The sequence below is a fragment of the Mycoplasma sp. 4404 genome, from assembly GCF_034863325.1.
Lineage (GTDB): Bacteria > Bacillota_I > Bacilli_A > Mycoplasmatales > Metamycoplasmataceae > Mycoplasmopsis.
In genome coordinates this window covers 73,198-96,949 of the sequence record NZ_JAYFFE010000002.1, presented here as the reverse complement: position 1 = coordinate 96,949, position 23,752 = coordinate 73,198, and the positions used below count along the sequence as shown (strand labels likewise).

Sequence of the window (23,752 nt, the reverse complement as noted above, 5' to 3'; positions counted from 1 at the left end):
AAATTGCATTTTGTGGTACAATATAAAAACTAATTTAAATGTTATTGGAAATAATGTTTTCAAAAATTATTTTTGATAAAATTAATGTGCTAATTTAACAAATGGACAGGACCTAGATGAAAGGCTAGGCATAGGTTGGTTTTGGCGCTAAAACACAATACATTTATTAAACAATTTTATATATATAAAATAGAAAGGAAATTACATGGCAAAATTAGATTTTGATCGTAGTAAAGAACACGTTAACGTTGGAACAATCGGACACGTTGACCATGGTAAAACAACTTTAACTGCTGCTATTGCTACAGTTTTAGCTAAAAAAGGATTATCAGAAGCTCGTGATTACGCTTCTATCGATAACGCACCAGAAGAAAGAGCACGTGGAATTACAATTAACACATCACACATCGAATACCAAACAGAAAAACGTCACTATGCACACGTTGACTGTCCTGGTCACGCTGACTATGTTAAAAACATGATTACAGGGGCAGCTCAAATGGATGGAGCTATCTTAGTTGTTGCTGCAACAGATGGACCAATGCCTCAAACACGTGAACACATTCTTTTATCTAAACAAGTTGGGGTTCCTCGTATCGTTGTATTCTTAAACAAAGTAGATATGCTTGAAGGTGAAGAAGAAATGATCGAACTTGTTGAAATGGAAATCCGTGGACTTCTTTCAGAATACGGATTTGATGGAGACAATGCTCCAATCATTCGTGGATCAGCTCTTAAAGCATTAGAAGGTGATGCAAAATACGAAGAAAAAATTATGGAACTTATGGATTCAGTTGATTCATACATCCAAACACCTGTTAAAGAATTTGACAAACCATTCTTAATGGCTGTTGAAGACGTTTTCACAATTACAGGACGTGGAACAGTTGCTACAGGACGTGTAGAACGTGGAACACTTAAATTAAACGACGAAGTTGAAATCGTTGGATTAAAACCTACTAAGAAAACAGTTGTTACAGGAATCGAAATGTTCCGTAAAAACCTTAAAGAAGCACAAGCTGGAGATAACGCTGGATTATTACTTCGTGGAGTTAACCGTGATGAAGTTGAACGTGGACAAGTTTTAGCTAAACCAGGTTCAATCGTTCCTCACACAGAATTCGAAGCTGCTATTTACGTTCTTAAAAAAGAAGAAGGAGGACGTCACACTCCATTCCTTAAAAACTACAAACCTCAATTCTACTTCCGTACAACAGACGTTACAGGAGGAATTGAATTCGAACCAGGACGTGAAATGGTTATGCCAGGGGAAAACGTTAACTTAAAAGTTAAATTAATCGCACCTATCGCTGTTGAAGAAGGAACAAAATTCTCAATCCGTGAAGGTGGACGTACAGTTGGTGCAGGAACAGTTACAAAAATTGTTAAATAATTTGACCAATTGTTTTTCACAAATAATTTCAAATACACAGATTTAGGTCTGTGTATTTTCTTTGCATTTTTAACAAAAAAATCAACACCGTAGTGTTGATAGTAAATTGTTTTATCTTCTTTTAACCAATATAACAATAACGTAATAAAGTAGTTGAGCTAATGAAACAAACAACTGAAATCCGTGTTGGATTCCTAAAGTAATTAATGATTTTCTACTCATATACTCGACATAATCAGCTGTTTTTCTAATTGAATACCATTGAAGAATCATAAATAATGAGATTAATGCAACCATTAAAATTCCGATTCATCAGTTAATGTTATCTCTTTGTCTAAAAGCAAAGAATGAAATTAAGAATGTAACTAATATTGCGAATGATAGAACTGAAATCATTACTATTAGTGATCTTACATTAATAATTTTTAACATTCCTAATATTCCGGTCAAGAATAATATTCCTACCGGTATAAGAATAACTGATGCTAATTGCAATGACGCATACTTGATAATTTCTAATGCAGAGTTATCATATGTATTTGTTCCAAAACTAATTAATAATAAAGCTGTTCCGATTAAAATTCCATAGAATAATGCATAGAAGAAGAACTTGATGCTTAAGAGTATTACATTTTGAGTTTCATTTTTCGGTTTTATAAAACTTAGAATCATAATTCCAATAAAAGGGACGATTATCATCATTATTAAAAATAAAAGTTGATAAAACGAATTTGACATTGAATTTAGTATTAGTAAATCAATTCACACAAAGAAGATTGATAATAATGATAATAAAAACAATCCACCAGTGCTTGTTAATAGTATAATTCCATAAAATAATTTTACAGAGCCTGACTTAACATCAGGAACTGCTTTAATAGTTTCTTGATTATTCATAATTTAAATTGTAATACATTATGAATTAAAACTAAACTATATTAATAACTAATATACAAGGTATATAGGAGTAAAAATGAATGTAACTAAAAACTTATTAGATGAATTTAAGTCAAAATTTGAATCAAAATCAAATAATAAAATGATTCAAAACTCAATCATCAAAAATGGTATTAAGAATACAGTTTTTGATTATCAAACATTTATCAAACACGATCACGTTTTTGATATAGAAACAACATTAGGTGATATAACATCACAAAAAAATAGTGGAAGATGTTGAATTTTCGCTTCATTAAATATGGCTAGAGTTGAAGCTGCTAAAAACTTAAATGTAAGTAGCTTTGAGTTTTCACAAAACTACTTTGCTTTCTATGACAAAATTGAAAAAGCAAACACATTTTTAAATTATGCAATCCAAACAACGAACTTACCATTAGAAAATAGAGAAGTTTATCACTTAATTAATAGAAATGTTGCTTCAGATGGTGGATACTGAGAATATTTTGCTAACTTACTTAAAAAATATGGTGCAGTTCCAAAATCAATTATGCCTGAGACATTCCATTCAGGAAATACAACAGATATGAATGAACAAATTGATAAGCATCTTAAAAATGGAATGAAGAAAATTAGAGCACTTGTTGCACAAGGTGCTGATGAAACACAAATTCAAGCAGTTAAAGAAGATGCACTTTACAGAGTTTATGACATTACTTCTAAATGTTTAGGAACACCAGTTACTGAGTTCACTTATGAATACAAAGATAAAGATAATAAGTATCACAAAATTGAAAACATAACTCCTGTAGAGTTTTTCGAAAAATATGTAGGAAAAGATTTTGATAAAAAAGTTAATCTAGTGCACGACCCTAGAAATCTTTATGAATATGGAACTAAATATGTTCTTAAATATCAAAAATCAGTTTATGAAGATCAAGATGTTGAAATGATTAATGTTCCATTAGATGTAATTAAGAGTGCTGTAATTGCTTCATTAAAAGATAACTTACCAGTTTGATTCGCTTGTGATGTCGATCCTTTCAAAGATAATAAATCAGGAATTTTTGACCCAAAACTTTATGATTTTGATTCAGTTTTTGAACCAATTAGTGACTTTAATAAAGAAGATAGAATTATCTACTTTAACTCAATGTTAAATCACGCGATGGCTTTTGTAGGTGTTAAGACAGAAAACGGTAAACCTATTGCTTGAAAAGTTGAAAACAGTTGAGGTGATGATTCTGGTAAAAAAGGTGTTTACTCAATGTCTGATGAATGATTTGATGAATACAACTTCTCAGTTATTGTAGATCCTAAATATATTCCAGAAGAATATCTTAAAGCTGATAAATCAGTTGTTCTTGAGTTATGAGAACCATTTGCTTAATAGTAAAAAGTTAAATTTTTACATTAAAAACCAAAAAATTTCGCTTTTTTGGTTTTTATATTACAATTTATATACTTATTTAAGTATATAAAGGAGAAATATGTCTAAAAGAGTTGTTATAGGTATGAGTGGTGGTGTTGACTCATCAGTTGCTGCTTATTTATTACAAAAGCAAGGTTACGAAGTAGTAGGATTATTTATGCGAAACTGAGACAGTATTGTTAATAATGATTTTCTAGGAAACAATGATCTTAAACAAGATATGTGTCCACAGGAAAGAGATTATATGGATGCCCAATCAGTTGCAAATTCATTAAGTATCAAACTTGAAAGAGTTGACTTTGTTAAAGAATATTGAGATAATGTTTTTGAAAACTTTATTGAAGAATTCAAAAAAGGAAGAACACCTAATCCGGACATTTTATGTAACAAGTACATAAAATTCAATGCTTTTGCTAACTATGCATTTAATGAACTTAAAGCAGATTATATTGCTATGGGACATTATGCAAATGTAATTGATGGTCACTTATACAGAGCGAAAGATGAAGATAAAGATCAAACTTACTTTTTAGCTCAATTAAGTCATGATCAACTTAAAAAAGTTATTATGCCACTTGCTGCATTAACTAAACCTGAAATTAGACAAATTGCTTCTGAGTTAGGTCTAATTACTGCGACTAAAAAAGATTCAACAGGAATTTGTTTCATTGGAGAAAGAAACTTTGGACAATTCTTACAAAACTATATACCAGCGCAAGATGGAGATATTGTAGATATTACAACAAATAAAGTTGTTGGAAGACATGTTGGATGTTTCTATTACACAATTGGACAAAGAAAAGGTTTAAATTTAGGTGGTATGACTGAACCATATTATGTTTGTGGTCACGATGTGCAAAAAAATATTTTATATGTTGCACCTAACTCAAAACCTGAATACTTAATTTCAAATAATTTAATCGCTTCAGGATTAACCTTAAATAACAAAGATTTTAATCCTGATAATTTAACTGCTAAATTTAGATATAGACAAAAAGATATTAAAGTGTCCGTTGAATTTTTAGGCGATGATAAAATCAGAGTATTCTATACTGAGGGTTCATCAGCTGTTACGCCAGGTCAACAAGTTGTTTTATATGATGGAGACAAATGCATTGGTGGAGCAACAATTGATGAAGTTTATGATGATGAAACTAAAAAATGATACATATAAAAAATCATATGGGCACTAAATTAACTCATATGATTTTTCTTATCTTAATTTCCAATTAATTGGTTTTTATTAACTATATTTAATTTAGGTGCAACTAGAACTGGAGTTTCACTTTGTGGAGAAATTGATGTTGCTCAAGATGAACCGACACTTTCCAAGTTAGGGAAATTAAGTGCAGAAATTGTTCCAAATCCATTTGCAAATGTATTTGAAGCAATACCCTTAACATTTTCTCCTTGAATAGAGTTTATTTGGTTTGAGTTCTTGAATGCAGTTGTGTAAATAAATTCAACGTCATCAGACAATGTAACATAAGGGTTATCAGATTTAAGTTTAATTAAAACTTTCCCTAACATCGCTTTTGTGCTTTCTTGATCGTTTAAGATGTTATAGTAATATGGTGTTCCTTGAAGTGCTGTAGCACCTAGAGAAGTTAAGTTAGGTAAGTTTAAACTTGTTAAGTTTGATAATGATCCAAATGATCCTTGATTTAGTGATTTAACATTTTCTGCTGCTATACTTGTAATAACTTCATTAGCAGTTGCTGCTTCTGGAATTTTATTGTCAAATGAAAATGCAGAGTTGTAGATTTGTGTAATTGATGGGTCTAAAATTATTTCAGTTTTATTATTGATATTTTTGTAACCAATTAAAACTGAACCTAATTTAACTTGCTCTTCATTTGAGTTTGAAATGTGGTCATAGTATCATTTTGAACCGAATAACGCATACTCACCCATGTTTTGAACATTTTGAACATCAAATGTTTCAAGTGCTGGAGTATCTGCAAATGCTTCATTTGCAATATAAACTTCAGGTGCTTGAATTGTTATTGACCTAAGCGTACTGTGTTTAAACATTTCTTCTGAAATATAAACTGGTTGTGTTGAAGTGATTGTAACTGTATTGATATTTTCATTGTTCTTGAATAAACCATTTACAAAATAAAGCGGCTTATCTGAAGTTATTTGCACATCAGTTGCTTCACTATCCACAGATACATAAGTATTCTCGTTAAGTTTAATTTGTTTTTTAAAGCTTTCTGGAACTGTATTTGCAAATTCTGCTAACAATTGATGTCTAATTGCATTTTCTCCTAAATAAGTTACTTTTGGTAAAAATACATTTCTAATATCTTCTGTATTTAATGAATCTTTCCCAATTTTTTCAACATATGGTGCATAAACATATGAAACTTTTTTATCCTTAAATGCTTCCTCCATAATTGCAGTGTAATTTTCATTTAGGAAAATAGGTATTTGTTTTTCTGGAATTTCGTATTTAAGCCCTAAAACAGTATTGTTTTGTTTCTTTAAAAAGAAATCGGTAAATTCACTAATGATTGACTTGAGCATTGTTGTAGTTTCATCTTTTTGAAGAAACATAGCTCATACAATGTTAACTATTATGTTTTTTTCAATCTTCATGGCATCGTTATTAAGCATTTGACCGATTGTATATAAGTTCAAATTGGTATTACCCTTATGTTTATTATTTATTTCTTTTAAGAAAGTTAAGATTTCATCTTTTTTCTCAGTCCCTAATGAATCAAGCGTATCAGGATTATTTATTACAGAATTTACTAATTCAGAAATATCAACAATTGTTTCTGCCATTCCGTAAGTTTCGATATGCAAGCTTCTTTCAGTTTGAATATCAGATTCCGGATTAGAATAATTCAAAAACGGAAAAAGAAGAGAATTATTCTGTGATGCTTTAACAGTTTTATCAGTATCATCGAAAGATTCATATAATTCCGTGATTGCAGCAAGAAAGAATTGTTTAACTTGCTCCTGATCCTTTAAATTTGTAAATAGATCATTTAAAGAATTTATATCCATTCTATTAAGTAAGATATATTTATCTCTAATAACCTTCATAACTATCGGGTACATGTTATCAAATGATGAGCTAGTCAATTTCAACGCATAAGAGGTTAAAGCAATCAGCTTATCTAGTTCAAAATCGTCTAATTCTTTTATGTTGGCACTATTTAGCTTTTCGATTGAAGAACGATATTTTGAAGTCACATATTTTTTTGTCTTTTCAATTAATAAGATAGCTTCATTTGTTAGAGGGATATTTGAAAAGGTGATTCCCTCTACCTCTTTTTTACCTTCTTCTAATGATTTGATATCTTGTAAGTTTTTTGCTATTTGGTCTTTAATTTTTAGAGCTTCCACGTAATTCTCAGAATTATCATTAATATCTGCATTTGTTAGCGATTTGACTAAATTGGCATAGTTATTGAAAAGATTTGGTGTAAGCGCCATTGTGGTATCGGTGAGTGATTTTGAGAAATCCAATAATTCCTCTTTTTTAGCAATTGTTTGAGATGTATCACCTGGGTTTGCAATCGGATTGCCTGGTTTAGGTTCTTTTGCTGTTTTTTGAGAACATGCAATAGTTCCTGTTACTGATGAAATCGCACCAGTTAATGTTAATAATTTAAAAATAGTTTTTGTTTTTAATTTCATATTTCTCCTAATTAATATAATTTTACACTTTATAGAATTTAACTTGGTTATTTTAATTAATTGAAATTAACAAAATTTTGCGCTAATTATTTTGAATTCAAATCTACAATTAAAACTTTTAACTTAGTGTACAAGATGTTTTAGCAATAAAAATGAAAATAAGGATATTCATTAAAACAAATTGAAAATTTAAACTGTTTAAAAATCTTTTTAATATAATTTAATAATATTTTTACTTTTATTTCAAAGAAATAAAAGAACATAAGGAAGGTAAGTATGAATTCAAAACAAATTAGAGAATCATGATTAAAGTTTTTCGAATCTAAAGGGCACTTTGTTGTTCCTTCAAAAAGTTTAGTTCCTCAAAATGACCCATCATTACTTTGAATCAATAGTGGTGTTGCAACTTTGAAAGATTACTTTTCAGGTAAAAAAGAAGCTCCTGCAAAAAGATTAACTAACTCACAAAAAGCAATTAGAACAAATGACATCGAAAATGTTGGTATTACAGCTAGACATCATACATTCTTTGAAATGTTAGGAAACTTCTCAATTGGAGATTACTTTAAAAAAGAAGCTATTGATTTTGCTGTTGAGTTTCTATTAGATGTTCTAAAACTTGATAAAGAAAGATTATATTTCACATACTACTATGAAGATTTAGAAACTAAAAATTACTGAATGGCTCACGGTTTTGACGAATCACACATGATACCAGGTGGAAAAGATACTAACTTCTGAGAAGTTGGTTCAGGTCCTTGTGGTCCTAACACAGAAATTTTCTATGATCGTGGTGAGAAGTATGATTCAAGAGGAATCGAGTTACTTAAAGAAGACATTGAAAATGACAGATACATTGAAATCTGAAACATTGTGTTTTCGACATATAACTCAAATGGTGAAGGTGAATATACAGAATTAAAGCAAAAAAATATTGATACTGGTGCTGGATTAGAAAGAATTGTCTCAATTATGCAAGATGCACCTACAAACTTTGATACTGACTTATTTTTACCTATTATTCACGAAATCGAGAAATTCACAAATTATAGATATGATACAAACAATTACTTTGTAAATGATAAAGATCAAACTTTAATGAACTCATATTTTAAAGTTATTGCTGATCACATGAGAACAGTAACTAATGCTATTGCTGATGGAGCTAAACCATCTAATGTTGGTAGAGGTTACATTTTAAGAAGATTAATTAGACGTAGTGTTTACAAAGCTATGCAATTAAATATTCACGAACCTTTCTTATACAAACTTGTTGATGTGATTAAAGAAACATTACCTTTTGAATATGATGTAAATCCAATTAAAAAAGTTATTGAAGATGAAGAATTAACTTTTGCTAAAACTATTGAAAACGGAAAACAAATTCTATCTGACTTTATTGTTGAAGATTTAAAAGTTTTCCCAGGAGACATTGCATTTAAATTATTCGAAACATATGGTTTTCCTGTTGAATTAACTGCAGAAATTTTAGCTCAACAAAATATCCAAATTGATTATGAAGCTTTTGAAGCAGCAAAACAAAAACACGCCGAAATGAGTAAAGGAATAAAAGTTTCAGGAATGGATAAAGTAATCAACTCATTAACTTTAATCAAATCAAAAGTTGATGAATTTATTGGTTATGAATACACAAAATCAGTTTCAAGCATTTTATACTTACTAGATACTGAAAAAGAAATTGAGCAAGCTAACGGAATTTCATATGTTGTGCTTGATAGAACTCCTTTTTATGCAACTAGTGGTGGACAAAAACACGATCGCGGTTACATAAAACAAGGTGCAAATACAATTTTAATCTTAGATGTTTTCAAAGATAAATTTGGAAACCACATTCACAAAGTTGAAGGAAAAATTGTTAAAAACTTACCTGTAGATTGCTTTGTTGACGAAACAATTAGACTAGGTCTTGAAAGAAACCACTCTGGAACACACTTATTATTCAGTGCACTTAGAAGTGTTTTAGGAAATCAAATTAAACAATTAGGTTCAAATAACAATGAAGAACGTTTAACATTTGATTTACCAGCTGATACAAGACCTACAAAAGAAGAAATTAGAGCAATCGAAAACTTAGTTCGTGAGTACATTAAGATGGATGCTGTAAGACATTACTTGAATATGACTACAGACCAAGCTAAAGAAATGGGTGCAATTATGACTCTTGAAGAACAAGAATATATGAACCCATTAAATGTAAGAATTGTTAAATTTGACAATATTACAGCTGACTTATGTGGAGGTACTCACTTATCAAATACAGCTAAATTAGAAAACTTCAAAATTACAAACGTTGATAAGAAAGCTGCTGGTGTATATAGAATTAGAGCTATTTCATCAAATGCTTTAGTTGATGAGTTTTTAGATGAAGAAATTGATAAATTAATTATTGAAGCAGAAAAATTAATTGACAAAAACACTAAGCTACAAGCTTCATACAACTTTGATTTAAATATTCCTACTGTAAAAGAAGAAGCAATTGACTACTTAGAAGAAACAATTGAAAAACTTAAAGAAGACAATAAGCAAATTCAAAAAGATTTACAAAATTCATTTGAATTTGATTATGACTCAATTGAAGTTTTAACAATAAATGGAAACAAAGTTTATGTAAATCAAACAGTTGATAAATCAAACATTAAAACAGTAGCTTCTACATTAAGAGAAAAATACAATGACATTTTAGTTGTACTTACATCAAATGATGAAACTAATCCAATGATTGTTGTAGCTTCAAAAGAATACAATTCAAATGCTATTGCACAACAATTATTTGCAAAACTTAATGGACGTGGTGGAGGAAACGCTATCTTATCTATGGGTAAAGTCGCAACTGCTAATAACTTAATTGCTGCATTAGAAGAGATTACATGAGAAAAATAGGTCTAGATTTAGGAACTAAAAGTTGTGGAATTGCAATCACTGATGAAAGTGAAATCATTGCATCAGGATTAGAAAACTTTAAATTCGAAGAATATAAATTTACCCAAGCTCTTGACAGAATTAGCTACTACATTAATGAAGTTTATAAAAACAAAATTGATGGAATAGTGCTTGGTTACCCACTTAAAATTAGTGGAGATAAAAGTGATAGAACTTTAATGGTTGAAGATTTCAAAAAGCAACTTGAAGAAAAATTTAACTTACCTGTTTTATTGGTCAATGAACAATATTCAACTAAAAAAGCCCATGAGACTATGATTGAAGCCGGTTTAACTAGAAAGAAAAGAAAAGATCATAAAGATAAGCTTGCAGCACAAATCATACTTAATGATTATTTAGATTACTATAAACATAAATGAGGTAAATAATGAGCGAAACAACAAGAATGATTTTAATGGTATCTGCAATAGTTGTGTTTGTTTTAGGTATTGCTATTTACATTGGGTTAAATATTTACTCAAGAAAGATTCGTAAAAAATATTTAGCAAAAGCGCATGCTGAAGCGCTTGTTCAAATTGAATCTTTACGTAGTGAACTTGGTGTATTACCTTTTGATATTAAAGACTTCCTAAAATCAAAAGCAAACGATTTAGACATTGAAGGTATTATTAATACAATTTATCAAAATCATTATCAAAATTGTTTAATTATCGATGAAAAAGATATGTTCCCAATAGTTGCAATTGACTCAAAAACAAAATCAAATATTTATTATTTAAACTCAAGTTTAAATAAAGACTTATATGATAAAGTTAAAGAGAATTTTGGTAATGAAGCTGGTAAAGGAATAATAGAATATAAAGATCAAGAATTAGATTTTGTTGCGATTTTACGTACTGAGCAAGACGTAAATGACTTATATGATAAGTATGTTCACAAGATGCAAAAAGGTATGTGTATTATTAGTTTCGATAATGCAAAAAGATCTGAAATTAAAAGATTAATTTCATTACTTAGAATGTCTTCAATCCCATATGAAGTATCATTTTTAAGTTCTAAATTTCTTTTTATAGTAAAAAGATAAAATCAGACTAAAATAAAATATAATTAAATTAACTTTTCTCAAAATAACATAAGGAGAATGATTATGAACAATGAAGAATTAAAAGGTGTTGTTTACCTATCGCAAGAAACTTACGATAGATATAAAAAAGAATACGAACATTTAGTTAATGTTGAAAGACCTGCTGTTCAAGCTGCCTTAAAAGAAGCTAGAGCGCAAGGGGACTTATCAGAAAACGCTGAATATGATGCAGCTAGAGATAGACAAGGTGCTGTTGAAGGCAGAATTAGCGAATTAGAACAAATTTTAGATAATGCAAAAATTATTGAAGCTAAAGATGAGTCAACACAAAACACAGTTGGAATTGGTACAACAGTTCAATTTGTTAAAAAAGACACAAACCAAGTTAAAGAAGTTACAATTATGGGTACACACGATACAAACCCATTTGAAAATAAAATTTCAAACAAAAGTCCACTTGCAGTAGCAATGATGGGACATGTAGCTGGTGATGTTGTTGAAGTTGATGCACAAACAAAATACATGATTGAAATTTTAAGTGTTAAATTCAGTAATTAAGCTGAATTTTTCTTTTCTTAATTTATGGAACTACATAATTCAAAAAATCATAATTCTTGCTCTAATAAAGAATTAATATGAATTGCAAATTCAAATAAACAACAACAAACTAGACATAAACCCGATCAAAATCTTTTCACAATAAAAAACATAGCTTACTTAGCTATGTATATGGCAATTATTGTAATTTTAACTTTTACACCTTACACAGGGTATATTACGATTGGTGTTATATCAATAACAACTGTTCCAATTGTTATTTTAATTGCTTCAATTCATTTAGGTATGATTGGAACTTTATGAAGCACACTGTCATTTGGATTTTGATCTTGGATAGGTTCGATTGTTTTAGGGTACCCAATTTTCAATAACATCTTATATTCATTTGTTCCAAGAATCGCTTTAGCTTTATTTTTAGTAGGAGCATATTATTTATGCTTTAAAATAGGTAAATTCAATATATTCACAAGTACAATCTTTGCTTTCTTAATTTTTGCTGCCAATACATTATTTGTTTCGATTTTTATTTTTATCGGAATTCAATTCATAGGCATAAAAGAAGTATCATCACCATCGGTTTGATTAACATTAATTTGAGTAAATATGCTAGTTGAATGATGTGTTTTAGTAATAATTTCAATAGCAATTTATCCATTTTTAAAATGAGTTTATAAACAAAATGTGATTAATAAAGTTTCGTTGGGATATTAGATAAATTAGAGAGCTCGATGAGCTCTTTTTTACTTAACATTCAATAACTATTTATTTTTAATTATTTTATGGAATAGGTGATATTATTTAAATATTAAGAAAAGGAATCAAGAATGATATTAATGATTATTTATTATCTATCCTGACTGATAGATGGAAAAATGAGATTTATATGACATAAACTATTTGACATTATACGATTAATTGATTCAGGCACGAAAATACGTCCTGAAATTTTTGATTACTTAAAAGAAAAATTTCTTAAAAGATTGAAATTCGAACAGATATTATTAATCGTTTTTCTTGTAATCATCACAATATCGGCTATACACACAATTATTTCGATAATTTTGGCATGCATTTATTTTGCTAAAATAAATCCTATCACTAGTTTCTGTTTCTACACAGGATTGCCTGCTTCTATTATTTTACTATGTGAGGGTTCTTCACTTTTGGGCCTTTGAATATGAGGTAATCTAAAATCATATTTGGATGATTATATAAATTACTTAATACCAGAATATTCAAGTAAGAATGCAAGATTATCCAATGAAAATTTATATGATAATTTGATTCTAAATGCTCATTCCGAAGTTCATTTTTTAATAAATGAAAAGACAAAATTTAAAACAGTGTGACCTTCAGTTAGAGTGGACATATCTTCAGTGTTATTTCCTTGAATGCATATTAAAATTAAATTTTTAAAGAAATCAAAAACTAAGAAAATAGATATTTATTTAGCAATGTTATTATGTGGTGATGGTATGTGAAAACTTAGTAATATTGAATTAAAACCTGAAATGTTTTATTATGAATATAAAAGAACAATTCTTAATGAAAATATAAAACCACCAAAGCAAAAATTTGTATTGAGTCAAAATTATAAGACTAGAGAAATTGATATTTAAGTTTTTTACTTCTATGTAAATAATTGAGTCAAAAATTTTGACTCTTTTTTTAAAATTTATTTCTAATGAATGACTAATGTGAACTTCAAAAATATGATGAATGATTATTATTGAGTATTAATTTGTTTATATTTTTTCACATTTTGTGAAAAAATAAGAAGAAATATCAGTATTTTAAGTCATTTATTTTTCATAGTGATAGCATTAAAACATAAAAAGAATATTTAATTAATTAAAGGAGAAATAACTATGGAATCAAAATTCTTAAATGTTTTAAATATTGTTGGTTCAACACCATCTATGGTGATGCCTACAAATCAACCAATCACAGCAAGAGCTGTAAATGCAGAAACAAATGAAACAAACAATCCTGAAAAACTGGAGATGGAGGTGATTAAGGAAATAGACTCTTTTATTGCAGAGAATGAAAAATCAATTTCTGAAATATCTAATAAAGTTGTGGAAGATAGTAAAAAGCATTCAGCAAAGAAAACTGTTGAATTAATGGATGATTCTAAAATAGAAGATTTAATTCTTAGAAGTGCACAAAAACAAATTCAAAATAAAACAGGAAATAACATTCCTATTGAAGAAATAAAACAACAAGCATCTGTTTCAGGTTCAAAAAAACTTGATGAAGCAAAAGCTCAATTCAAGAAAGAAATGCATAAGAAATTAATAGATATAAAGAAAAATGAAAAGAAAACTAAAGGAGAAGTGAAAGAGTTTGAAAATAAAGTATCGTCGAAAATAATTAGAAAAGAAACAGATAGTGCATTAAATTTTGCGGTAAATATCGATGGAACTGTTAGTTCAAAAACACTTATATTTCAATATAAAGAATTAGAAAAACAATCTAAATATTTAAAGGATGTGGTTTTTGAAGAGTTAAAACACATTGAACGCCTTCAAGAGACCAAAGTTGCATTTTTAATAATTTCAATTACCGCTAGTGCAGTTGCTGCAGCCGCGACTATTGCATCATTTTTTACTTTAGGAACTCTTGCTCTTCTTTCAGCTATTTCAACAGGAGTAGCGGTCGCTGCAGGGATTGTCGTTTCTGCACTTGAGGGTGTTATTTCACACAGAAAATCTGTTTATAAAAAACTGGTAGATGTCTATGATTATATGTTCACTGAAAACGTTGCTGCAGGAGTGTGAAGCGCAAGTACATTGTGACCAACATTTGCTCAAAGTGTTGTTGAACTTAAGGAAGCTATATATGAATTAGCTTTTATAGGAACAGATAAAATTAGTAAATCAATAGGTTATTCTGTAAAGACCATATCACATGGCGCAAAATTCTTTTCGCTTGGTTCTTCAGCAATTTCACTGGCTTCAGGTGTTGTGGATTTAGTTGAAACAGGTAAAGACTTAGACGCAAATTTAAAAAAACAAAATGCTTTATTAGATAGAATTGCTGGATTTTCAAATCAAATGTCAAAAATGGAAAAAATTGAGTGAGTTGTAATTGATGAAACGAAATTAGATAAACCATATAATGAAGGTGGAAGAGGAGGAAAGAACCAATATTTCTTCAATTTGAAAACAAAGCAAACAAGGCATTTATCACACTTTCTAAATATGTCTAGACAAGAATTGGCTATGAATGGATTTATAAAAGTTAAATCAAAAACTCGCGGTCAATATATTAAGAGAATTCCAAATAAAACTAAAGAGGATAATCTAGGTTAATTTTTTTATTAATACTAGATAAGTTATGATATTTGCATTATTATTATTCCTATCAAAACTTTTTCAACCAAGACTGAGACTTGCTGAATATAAACTTTATGTTGTTATAAAGCTTGTGGATTCAGGTTTTAAATTAAGAGATGAATTATTTGATTATTTGACAATAATTTTTAAAAAGAGATTAAAATTCGAAGTAATCTATGAGAGAATCTTTTATATTTTAATATCATTATCAGTTTTGTATTTGATTCCTGCGTGTATTGTATTATTTGCTTTGAACAGGGTTTATGTAAATTTATCTGATTCATTATCTATGTTTTTAGTATCAAATTGTGGTTTTAGTATTGGTTTCCTAGTAAGTAGTAGTATTTTTATGTTTGTATTTAAAAAATATGGAGTAATAAGAGAACGTTGAGAATATTTTCTGAGAGAAGTAGAGATATATCGTGATAAATCAAAATCATTACCTGACGATAATTTTTATGATAATAGATTTAAAAATCCTGATCATAAAATGCAATTTCTATTAAATGAAAAAGTGAGATTAAAAACAGTATGATATTCTGTCAAATACAATATAAATGCATCTCTTTATCCATGAATGCACCTTAGATTAAGTTTTCTAAAGAAATCAAAAACAAGAAAAATGGATGTTTATTTGGCTCTGTTATTTTGTGATGATGGATTATGAAAATTAGGGAAAATAGAATTAAAACCTGAGATGTTCCATTATGAGTATAAGAGATCTGTGCTTGCTGAGAAAATTAAACTTCCAAAACGAAAATTTACATTAGCAAATAACTACAAACAAGATTATGATTTTTAGTTTAATTTTATATCTAAAAAACGTTAAAAATAAATTGTGTAAAACTTTATTTTTAACTAAATATTCATACAATAATTATTAACCTGAAAATTACTTTTTCAACACACACATAGTGTTAAAAGTCAAAAAGACCCATTCAACTCATAAAAGTTAATAGGTCTTTTTTATTTTATAAATAAAAAAGTATAATTGAACTTATGAAAAGTTGAAAACAATTATTAGACTTCAAAACGTCAGAAATGCGTATTGCTGAGAAAGCTTTAAAGAAAATTAATCAGCTTGAAAGCATAGTTTCTAAGTTTACAGATGAAGAACTTAAATCTAAAACAGAATACTTTAAAAAGCTATTAGAAAAAGGTCATTCATTGGAAGACATTCGTAATGATGCTTTTGCAGTAGCTAGAGAAGCAACAAAGAGAGTTTTAGGTAAAAGACCTTATGACGTTCAAATATTAGGTGGATTACTTTTAGATTTAGGTTCAGTAGCTGAAATGAAAACTGGTGAAGGTAAAACAATTACATCTATTGCTCCGGTTTACTTGAATGCTCTTTTAGGTAAAGGTGCGATTGTATCTACAGTTAACGAATACTTAACTGAACGTGATGCAACTGAAATGGGTGCTGTGTTTAATTTCTTAGGACTTACTGTTGGGATTAATAAAGCACAAATGAATGAAGATGATAAAAGAAGAGCTTATGCAGCTGATATTACTTATTCAGTTCACTCTGAACTTGGGTTCGATTACTTAAGAGATAATATGGTCTCAAATAAGAATAACAAAGTTCAAAGAGGACTTCAGTTCTGTTTAATCGATGAGGTTGACTCAATCTTAATCGATGAAGCTAAAACACCTCTTATCATTTCAGGTGGAGAAAAAGATGATACAGCAGCTTACTTTGCTGCTGACCAATTCGTTAGAACTCTTGGTCCTGAAGATTACATAATTGATGAAGAGTCAAAAGCTGTAGCACTAACACACTCAGGGATTGCTAAAGCTAATGAGTTTTACAAAACTGATGGACTTTATAAAATTGAAAACTCTGAAAATGTTCACTTAATCCAAAATGCTTTAAGAGCACATAAAATTATGCGTATTGATGTTGAGTACATTGTCCGTGAAGGAAAAATCGAATTAGTTGATGCATTCACTGGTCGTATAATGGATGGACGTAGCTATTCAGAAGGGCTTCAACAAGCTATCCAAGCCAAAGAAATGGTTGAAGTTGAACCTGAAACAAAAACTTTAGCAACCATTACTTATCAAAACTTTTTCAGAATGTTCAAAAAGCTTTGTGGAATGACCGGTACAGGAAAAACTGAAGAGCAAGAATTCATTGATATCTACAATATGAGAGTTAATGTTGTTCCTACAAATAAACCAATTGTTCGTGTGGATGAACCTGATTCAATTTTTGCAACTGCTAAAGCAAAATGAAATGCAGTTGCTGACAAAATTGAAGAACTTTACAAAAAAGGTCAGCCAGTTTTAGTTGGTACTGCTCAAATTGAAGATTCAGAAGTAATTCATAGACTTTTAACACATAGAGCAATTCCTCATAGAGTTTTAAATGCTAAACAAAATGCATCTGAAGCTGAAATTATTTCGCATGCTGGTGAAGTTAAATCAGTTACTATTGCCACAAACATGGCTGGTCGTGGAACTGACATTAAGCCCACACCTGAAGCCTTAGAACTTGGTGGATTATACGTTTTAGGAACAGATAAAGCTGAATCAAGAAGAATTGATAACCAGCTAAGAGGGCGTTCAGGACGTCAAGGAGATGTTGGTACAAGTAAATTCTTTATTTCTATTGATGATCAATTAATGCAACGTTTTGCAAACTATGAAAGTTTCAGAGAAGCTTACTCAAAAGATGGTGACAAAGAAGTTACTAATAAACAACTTAGATTTGCTTTCAATCACGCTCAAAAGAAAATTGAAGGTTTCAACTATGACTCACGTAAATCAGTTTTAAATTATGACGACGTTATTAGACAACAACGTGACTTAATTTATGCGCAACGTGATTTAATCTTATACAGCAGTGACATAGTGTTTATCGTTCAAAGAATGATAGCATCTGCTGCTAGAACGATTGTTAGAAGTGGTGAATATAGATTGCATAATAATGTTTATCATTATGAAGCTCTTGTAGACTTTTTAAATGAAAACATTGGTAAATTCATTAAATTCCACTTTGATATTAATGACATTTCAAAAGTTCACGAAACAGATTTACCAGAATATATTGCTAACATTATTCTTTCAATTTATCAAGATTGAGAAAAGAATGCAATAGAAAACACTTCAGAAGAAGAGTTAATAAGACACTTAAGAGCACTTATTTTAGGTACATTAGATGAAAAATGACAAAGTCATATCAACTTAATGGACAAATTACGTTCAAACGTTAACTTAGCTCAATATTCACAAAAGAACCCCTACCAAATTTATACAGAGGAAGGGACAAAAGCTTTCTACAAAATGATTGATGATATTGCTTATGGAGTGCTTTTAAAAGTCTTCTCAGACAGAATTGGAATGAAGACATTATTCACAAAACAAATGAAAGCTGACCCAATATTCCAACAAATTCTTTCATCATTCAGAATTGATCCATACAAATCAATTGAAGAGCAAGAAAGAGTTGTTATTGAAACTTACGAGTTAATTAAGAAAAGAATGGAAGAGCTAGAGCAACAAAAGAAAGCTGAGCAAGAAAAATTAGCTCAAGCAGCTAGTGAACCAATTGAAGTTCCGGTTGAAAATCAACTACAAAATCAAGAAGTGGTTAGATTAGATGAAAAACCAAAAAAAGTTAAAAAACAAAGTAATAAAACTAATAAAAATATTGCTATAAATCTTGATAATAAACTTTATAATTGTAGTAATATTGCTTATATTAAAGATAATGAACATAAAATTAGTCGTTCAGTAGCTCTTGCACCAAAAAGAAGACAACCACAAAGACCAAGGCTAAATATCAATGTTTATGTAAAACATAAATAAAAATTGTTCAAAATCATAAATTTATTAAATCTAAATAGTTTGAAATAAAAGGAGATCCTTATGGCACAAGTAGAATTAGAAGTTAAATTAGATGGAAATTGTAAAGTATGTAAATCACCAAGAATTCAATGTGTTTGTTTATCATGTCCTTGTTTAGGTGGAAAATACCACGTTGAACAAATGACAATTGTTGAAGAAGTTAAAAATGAAGAAGCATTAGTAGAAGAAACTGTAGTTGAAGAAGAACAACCAGTAGAAGAAAAAGAAACAGTTGTATATTCAGAAGTAAAAGAAGAACCTAAAGAAGAATACGTTTATGTTGAATCGGACTTAACACGTGAAGAAAATATCATAGAACCTGTTGGTGGACATAGATGTGGTGGACACTGCTTAGCAAACAGAAACGCTAATATGGTTAAAAGAGAAGCAGAAGTTGTTTACAGCTCATCAGCATTAGCTAAAGAAGAATGCGGATGTGAAGAAGAAAAACAAACATGCTGTGAAGGTGAATGTAACTGTGAACAAGTTGAAGAAAGAGTAGAAGTAGCAGTTAGAGAAGTTACAGAACAAGTAGTTGAAGAAGTTATTGTTCAAAACTACTACACATTACACCCAGTTGCAAACAAATTCAGAGAATACAGTGAAGAAGTTATTACAGAATTCAAAAAATAATTTATCTTTCACATAGCAAATTTGCTATGTGATTTTTATTTTTATGGTATTATTTTTAGGAGCCGACATCGAAGTGAAAACTTAGATGTGTACTGCCTTCAATTTGAAGGTTTTTTTATTCAAAATAATATAAAATATATAAATCATTAATTTTATATTGTTAATTAAAACAAAGGAGCTAAATATGATTGAAGTTCAAAATTTAAGCAAGATTTTTAGTGATAAAAAATTATTTGAAAACGTAAACTTAAAATTCACAGAAGGTAACACTTATGGAATTATTGGTGCTAATGGTGCTGGTAAGTCAACATTTTTAAAAATAGTTGCAGGTGACATTGAGCCATCAGGTGGAAATATTGTTATCGAGAAAAACAAACGTATTTCTGTATTAAGCCAGGATCATAATGCATATGATGATTACAATGTTACTGAAGTTGTAATTATGGGGAACACTGATTTATACAAAATCAAAGAAGAAAAAGATGCAATTTATATGAACCCTGATGCAACTGATAAAGATTATGAAAGAGCAGCCGATTTAGAAGAAAAATATGGTATGTTAGGTGGATGAACAGCAGAAAATGATGCGCAAGAACTTTTAAGTAACTTACATATACCTAAAGAAAAATGAGAAGCTCCAATGAGAGAGCTTACAGCTAATCAAAAAATCAAGGTTCTTTTAGCTAAAGCATTATTTGGAAATCCTGATGTTTTAATTATGGATGAGCCAACTAACCACTTAGACCTTAGAAGTATTAGATGACTTGAAAACTTCTTGATTGACTACCCTAACGTTGTTATTGTAGTTAGCCACGACAGTGACTTCTTAGATGCTATCTGTACACATATTGTTGACATTGATTACAATGAAGCAAAAATTTACACAGGTAACTATTCATTCTGAAAACAAAGTTCAGAGTTAGCTAGAGAAATGATGAAGCAATCAAATCTTAAAAAAGAAGCACAAATCGAAAAACTTAAAGAATTCATCGCACGTTTCAGTGCTAATGCATCTAAATCAAGACAAGCTACATCACGTAAGAAAGCTCTTGAAAAAATTTCACTTGATGAAATTAAACCTTCAAATAGAAAATATCCATTCGTTCGTTGAGAAATGAACCGTGATCACGGTAAACAAATTTTAAATGTTGAAGGTTTAACATACAAAAATGATAAAGGTGAAACTTTATTTGAAAACGTATCATTCTCACTGAAACCAGGTGAAAAAATGGTTATTGTTGGAGAAGATGACATTGCTAAAACAAAATTATTAGAATGTTTACTTGGAATTAATAAACCAACTTCAGGAACAGTTGAATGAGGACAAACAATTACACCTTCATACTTCCCTAATGAAAATAGCAAATACTTTGATACAGATGAAAACATTCTTGAATGAATTTCTAAGTGACCACTTGAAAATAAAGAAAAAGAAAACAGAGAAAATGATGATGCTAGAATGCGTGGTTTCTTAGGTCGTATGTTATTTAGCAATGATTCAGTATTCAAAAAAGTTAAAGTAACTAGTGGGGGAGAAAAAGCTAGATTAATGTTCTCAAGAATGATGCTTCTTGAATCTAACTTTATCATCTTAGACCAACCATTAGATCACTTAGATGCTGAAAGTATTGACTCAGTTATTGAAGGTGTTAAAAACTTCAAGGGTGGAGCAATTTTCACAACATATAACAGAGCATTTGTTAACCAATGCGCCGATGTTATTTTAGAACTTCAATCACCTACAAAGAGCTTCTTATTTAGAGGTTCTCTTGAAGAATATGAAGAAATTATGCAAGATAACTAATTATGAATAGATTTTTTGTAACAGAGAAAAACAATGACTCTTTTGTTTTATCAAAAGAAACATTAAAACATCTTCAAGTTATCAGAATAGACACAAAACCTTTTATTTGTGTTTATAATGAAGAATTTTATGAATGTGTATTAGATAATAATGCAGCGAAAATAATTAAAAAAATAGAACAAAATCACGAACATAAATATGAAGTTGTTCTTGCAATGGCTGTAATTAAGTTAGATCGTTTTGAATGAGCACTACAAAAAGCTACAGAACTTGGAGTTACAAAAATAATTCCACTAAAAACTCAATACACAAATCATGACTTGCTTAAATTTAATAAATTTAGCTCAAAATATGAAAGATTTAAAACTATTTTGCAAAATGCAGCTGAGCAATCATTTAGAAATAAAATTCCAGTTTTAACCGAATTAATGACATTAAAACAAGTGTTAAAACTGCCGATTCAAAATAAATATATAGCGCATGAAAAAATTGATATTTCATCAAATTTACCACAACCAATTGATAGTGATGTTATTTTCTTAGTTGGACCTGAAGGTGGTTTTTCAGATGAAGAAATCAATTTAGCTGCAAAAAATAATGTAAAAGTTGTTTCATTAGGTTCAAGAATTTTAAGAGCAGAAACAGCAGCAATTTTCATGTTATCGCAAATGAAAATTGATTAATAAAATTAATTAAGAAAATATATAAAATACCTAGATTATAGGTCTAAAAAACATAATAAACCATATGTAAAAAAATGAGTATAAAAAAACTTATGTGGTATAATAAATAAGCAATTTATAAATTTATAAACCGAGATAAATTTTTTATTATTAACGTATATAGGAGGATAGCGTGAGACAAACAACAATAGTTAATACTCAACAAGCTAACAAAAAATGATATGTTATTGATGCTGAAGGACAAGTATTAGGGCGTTTAGCTGCTCAAGTTGCATCAATTTTAAGAGGGAAAAACAAACCTACATTTACACCTAACGCAGATATGGGTGACTTTGTTATCATCGTAAATGCAGAAAAAGTAGTTTTAACAGCTAAAAAAGAAGAAAACAAAATTTACTACTCACACTCAGGATACCCAGGTGGATTAAAAAGCATTACAGCAGCAAAATTAAGAGTTAAAAGACCTACAGCTTTAATTGAAAAAGCAGTAAGTGGAATGATTCCTCACACAAAATTAGGAAACAAACAACGTCGTAGTTTATTTGTGTATGCTGGACCAAACCACAAACACGAAGCTCAACAACCAGAAAGATTAGAGGTTAAATAATTATGGCTAAAGAAACAGTTATGTACCGTGGATTAGGAAGAAGAAAATCTTCAGTTGCTCGTGTTAGATTAACACCAGGTAAAGGTAAATTTGTTATTAACAACCGTGATGCTAGAGAATACTTAACATCTGACATTTACTTAAAAGATGCTAACCAACCTTTTGTTTTAACAGATACATTTGGAACATTTGATGTTAGTGTAAACGTAAGTGGTGGTGGTCTTAGTGGTCAAGCAGGTGCTATTAGATTAGGTATTGCACGTGCTTTATTAGAAGCTAACCCTGAATATCGTTCAGCTTTAAAAGTAGCTGGAATGCTTACAAGAGATGCTCGTGCTAAAGAACGTAAAAAACCAGGTTTACGTGCAGCACGTCGTGCAAGACAATTCTCAAAACGTTAATAAAATTAATAATATTTTGTACTTCTGTTTTAATAGTTTTATGCTATAATAGAAGTACATTTATGCGAGCGTAGCTCAGCTGGTTAGAGCACACGACTGATAATCGTGAGGTCGATGGTTCAAGTCCATTCGTTCGCACCATTTCATAAAGATGACCTTATTTTACCAACTAGAAATAGTTGGTTTTTTCTTGATCTTTTTTTATAAATTAAAGAAATTGATTTTTACTTATATGACTAGCTCACTACTGCAAAAGTAAAAAAAGGAATAAAAAAAGAACCTTTTAAGGTTCCTCGGTCAATTTCTTGAAATGGTACGTCCTAGAGGATTCGAACCTCTGACCCAATGGTTAAAAGCCATTTGCTCTACCTGCTGAGCTAAGGACGCACATTTTTTGGTGCCCAGGACTGGACTTGAACCAGCACGGTATTGCTACCGAGGGATTTTAAGTCCCTTGTGTCTACCATTCCACCACCTGGGCATTTCTTTTGCTTGAATATTATAACACAGAAAAAATA

General features: G+C 29.6%; 19 protein-coding genes and 3 tRNA genes. 18 read left to right on the top strand and 4 right to left on the bottom strand.

Annotated elements, in window-relative coordinates; all coding sequences use genetic code 4:
- The first annotated feature begins 205 nt into the window (after window positions 1-205).
- Window positions 206-1,393, top strand: coding sequence for an elongation factor Tu (gene tuf, locus VBN07_RS02165; protein ID WP_257089347.1), 1,188 nt, complete (start codon window positions 206-208; stop codon window positions 1,391-1,393).
- A gap of 111 nt (window positions 1,394-1,504) precedes the next feature.
- Here the strand turns inward: tuf and VBN07_RS02160 are convergent, their stop codons facing one another.
- Window positions 1,505-2,290: an MAG0110 family membrane protein gene (locus tag VBN07_RS02160; RefSeq protein ID WP_323177665.1), complete on the bottom strand. Its 786-nt coding sequence runs from the start codon at window positions 2,288-2,290 to the stop codon at window positions 1,505-1,507.
- Between the two features lie 76 nt (window positions 2,291-2,366).
- On the opposite strand from VBN07_RS02160, the gene VBN07_RS02155 reads away from it, so the two are divergent.
- Both VBN07_RS02155 and mnmA read left to right on the top strand, forming a co-directional pair.
- The gene (locus VBN07_RS02155) at window positions 2,367-3,680 is read left to right on the top strand and encodes a C1 family peptidase (RefSeq protein WP_323177664.1); all 1,314 of its coding nucleotides are present in this window, start codon (window positions 2,367-2,369) and stop codon (window positions 3,678-3,680) included.
- 100 nt (window positions 3,681-3,780) lie between these two features.
- A complete protein-coding gene (gene mnmA, locus VBN07_RS02150; protein ID WP_323177663.1) occupies window positions 3,781-4,896 on the top strand; it encodes a tRNA 2-thiouridine(34) synthase MnmA in 1,116 nt (371 codons plus the stop codon).
- A gap of 44 nt (window positions 4,897-4,940) precedes the next feature.
- Here the strand turns inward: mnmA and VBN07_RS02145 are convergent, their stop codons facing one another.
- Window positions 4,941-7,373 (bottom strand): leucine-rich repeat protein, encoded by a 2,433-nt coding sequence (locus VBN07_RS02145; protein ID WP_323177662.1) that lies wholly within the window; start codon window positions 7,371-7,373, stop codon window positions 4,941-4,943.
- Between the two features lie 276 nt (window positions 7,374-7,649).
- Here VBN07_RS02145 and alaS point away from each other — a divergent pair, with 276 nt between their 5' ends.
- The 15 genes from alaS (at window position 7,650) to VBN07_RS02070 (ending at window position 23,375) form a co-directional block, all read left to right on the top strand.
- Window positions 7,650-10,274, top strand: coding sequence for an alanine--tRNA ligase (gene alaS, locus VBN07_RS02140; RefSeq protein WP_323177661.1), 2,625 nt, complete (start codon window positions 7,650-7,652; stop codon window positions 10,272-10,274).
- Window positions 10,262-10,702, top strand: coding sequence for a Holliday junction resolvase RuvX (ruvX, locus tag VBN07_RS02135; RefSeq protein WP_323176663.1), 441 nt, complete (start codon window positions 10,262-10,264; stop codon window positions 10,700-10,702). Before alaS ends, ruvX begins: the two co-directional genes overlap by 13 nt.
- On the top strand, window positions 10,702-11,358 hold the full coding sequence (locus VBN07_RS02130; RefSeq protein WP_323177660.1) for a BC85_0335 family putative methyltransferase: 657 nt from the start codon (window positions 10,702-10,704) through the stop codon (window positions 11,356-11,358). Before ruvX ends, VBN07_RS02130 begins: the two co-directional genes overlap by 1 nt.
- A gap of 63 nt (window positions 11,359-11,421) precedes the next feature.
- On the top strand, window positions 11,422-11,916 hold the full coding sequence (gene greA / locus VBN07_RS02125; protein WP_257089363.1) for a transcription elongation factor GreA: 495 nt from the start codon (window positions 11,422-11,424) through the stop codon (window positions 11,914-11,916).
- Between the two features lie 24 nt (window positions 11,917-11,940).
- A complete protein-coding gene (locus VBN07_RS02120; protein WP_323177659.1) occupies window positions 11,941-12,627 on the top strand; it encodes a hypothetical protein in 687 nt (228 codons plus the stop codon).
- A gap of 113 nt (window positions 12,628-12,740) precedes the next feature.
- Complete coding sequence (locus VBN07_RS02115; protein ID WP_323177658.1) at window positions 12,741-13,535, top strand: hypothetical protein; 795 nt, start codon at window positions 12,741-12,743, stop codon at window positions 13,533-13,535.
- Between the two features lie 249 nt (window positions 13,536-13,784).
- Window positions 13,785-15,230 (top strand): hypothetical protein, encoded by a 1,446-nt coding sequence (locus VBN07_RS02110; RefSeq protein WP_323177657.1) that lies wholly within the window; start codon window positions 13,785-13,787, stop codon window positions 15,228-15,230.
- Between the two features lie 25 nt (window positions 15,231-15,255).
- The gene (locus tag VBN07_RS02105) at window positions 15,256-16,056 is read left to right on the top strand and encodes a hypothetical protein (protein ID WP_323177656.1); all 801 of its coding nucleotides are present in this window, start codon (window positions 15,256-15,258) and stop codon (window positions 16,054-16,056) included.
- 197 nt (window positions 16,057-16,253) lie between these two features.
- The gene (gene secA / locus VBN07_RS02100; protein WP_323177655.1) at window positions 16,254-19,067 is read left to right on the top strand and encodes a preprotein translocase subunit SecA; all 2,814 of its coding nucleotides are present in this window, start codon (window positions 16,254-16,256) and stop codon (window positions 19,065-19,067) included.
- Window positions 19,068-19,127: 60 nt separating this feature from the next.
- Window positions 19,128-19,739, top strand: a complete 612-nt coding sequence (locus tag VBN07_RS02095; RefSeq protein WP_323177654.1) for a hypothetical protein — start codon at window positions 19,128-19,130, stop codon at window positions 19,737-19,739.
- A 184-nt stretch (window positions 19,740-19,923) separates the two neighbouring features.
- A complete protein-coding gene (locus VBN07_RS02090) occupies window positions 19,924-21,543 on the top strand; it encodes an ABC-F family ATP-binding cassette domain-containing protein (protein ID WP_323177653.1) in 1,620 nt (539 codons plus the stop codon).
- Between the two features lie 2 nt (window positions 21,544-21,545).
- Window positions 21,546-22,226, top strand: a complete 681-nt coding sequence (locus VBN07_RS02085; protein WP_323177652.1) for a 16S rRNA (uracil(1498)-N(3))-methyltransferase — start codon at window positions 21,546-21,548, stop codon at window positions 22,224-22,226.
- Between the two features lie 172 nt (window positions 22,227-22,398).
- Entirely contained in the window at window positions 22,399-22,833 is a 435-nt protein-coding gene (rplM, locus tag VBN07_RS02080; protein ID WP_257089389.1) for a 50S ribosomal protein L13, read from the top strand.
- A 2-nt stretch (window positions 22,834-22,835) separates the two neighbouring features.
- The gene (gene rpsI, locus VBN07_RS02075) at window positions 22,836-23,234 is read left to right on the top strand and encodes a 30S ribosomal protein S9 (protein ID WP_323176655.1); all 399 of its coding nucleotides are present in this window, start codon (window positions 22,836-22,838) and stop codon (window positions 23,232-23,234) included.
- Between the two features lie 64 nt (window positions 23,235-23,298).
- A tRNA-Ile gene (locus tag VBN07_RS02070) sits at window positions 23,299-23,375 on the top strand.
- 170 nt (window positions 23,376-23,545) lie between these two features.
- Here the strand turns inward: VBN07_RS02070 and VBN07_RS02065 are convergent.
- Window positions 23,546-23,621, bottom strand: a tRNA-Lys gene (locus VBN07_RS02065).
- A gap of 8 nt (window positions 23,622-23,629) precedes the next feature.
- Window positions 23,630-23,715, bottom strand: a tRNA-Leu gene (locus VBN07_RS02060).
- Between the last annotated feature and the right edge of the window lie 37 nt (window positions 23,716-23,752).